At 47.0% G+C, this 1,433-nt stretch carries 1 protein-coding gene; it reads right to left on the reverse strand.

Features of this window, described 5'->3' with window-relative positions; genetic code table 11:
- Positions 1–10: 10 nt before the first annotated feature.
- Positions 11–1,348, reverse strand: coding sequence for an IS4 family transposase (locus tag L3V31_RS21960; protein WP_237319355.1), 1,338 nt, complete (start codon positions 1,346–1,348; stop codon positions 11–13).
- Positions 1,349–1,433: the final 85 nt, after the last annotated feature.

The raw sequence follows: 1,433 nt of genomic DNA on the forward strand, positions 1-1,433 counted from the left end.
GCAACGTAGTTCACTTAAGCGGAGCTGCCTTGCGATTAACAGGATATCGGGTCTTTGATATTTTTACCGCCCTAGGCCTATTAGGCTTAGGGCGTTTGTCTATAAAAAGGATAGACAAGTCGCCACGCAGACTTTTCAGACGCTTCGGCGTATTACCCGGAGATACCGCTTTGCTCATCACTTTTAGTTGACTCGCAATGAACTGGCAAGCGTATTTAAAACTGATTTCGTTGGGCATTCGACCGTGCTCTACTGCTGCTTGGCTAGCTTCTCGTCTCACTAAGTTATAACCAAGCAACAGCCCCCATAACTCTTGATAGACAAGCTCGACAGTCTTACTCCTCAACACCAAAGCATTGTGTTGCATCGAACTTTTTATGTCTCGATACCCCAACTCAATTTCCCATCTCTCGTGATAAAGCTCGGCGACGGATTTTGCATCGTAGTCTTCCCTAGGCAGGGACGTAAAGACGGTTTTCTGCTTGCCTGCGACTTGATAAGTGACTGCCCTGACTTGCCATTTCTCAGGTAGGTTAGGATTCTTCTTGCGAGCCTGTGGCGAGACCTTCATTTCAACCAACATGTCATCGCTCTCTTTCTCATCCAGAGTGGTGTATTTCACCCCTTTCTTCGCAGGTAACAACCAATGTCTGTTCGAGCCACTATTTTGGAGAGAAAGCAGTAAGTCTGCGCCATAAAACCCCTTATCTAATAAAGTCACTGAGTTATCCGGTAGGGAGTCAATAAAAGGCATAGCAAGGGGGATTTCTCCACGACGATATGGGCTTATGGCTGCATTCACAATAACATGGGAGCGGACATTCATCATGGTTACCACCCTTAATACCGGATGAGGAGTCTGCCTGTCACTGGATGTATTACCTGAGCCAAAATGTTCTCTTAGCTCCGGTGTATCAGCGGTTCGAAAAAGCGCCCCATCAACAGCAAAGACTTGTAAGCCTTGCCAAGTATCCTCAGGGTAACGCTCTAGGCCCCATGTGCGACCGCATTGCCTAAACAACCATTCCGGAGCGGCTTTACCAAGGCGTTGCCTTGCTTGCGTTAAGGCACTTTTTGCTAACAGCTCTTCATCAGCCAACCCGTCGGCACAGACATTCATTCGCCGAGCTACTTCTGCAATTGGCTCATTGCGAAAGAATGCCATTCCAACAATAAGCCAGAGAACCATATCACTAGGTAAACGACGTCGGCGAATAGTCGCTTTCTCGGAAAGTGTTGCCGCTTTGGCAATCCACTCGTCAGGTATATGCTCAGAGAAGGTGGTTAACTGAGCAACATCGACAGGACTCTCTTCCAGAAAGTCGGCAAAACAGTTTTGGATAGACATAAAAAAATCGGAAACCTATAAACAGATTTCCGATTGTCTCTCATCAGAAGGATCGGTCAACCGATCCTTATCTGATCTACATTGC

Source organism: Vibrio sp. J1-1 (assembly GCF_021728395.1).
In the GTDB taxonomy this organism is placed as follows: domain Bacteria; phylum Pseudomonadota; class Gammaproteobacteria; order Enterobacterales; family Vibrionaceae; genus Vibrio.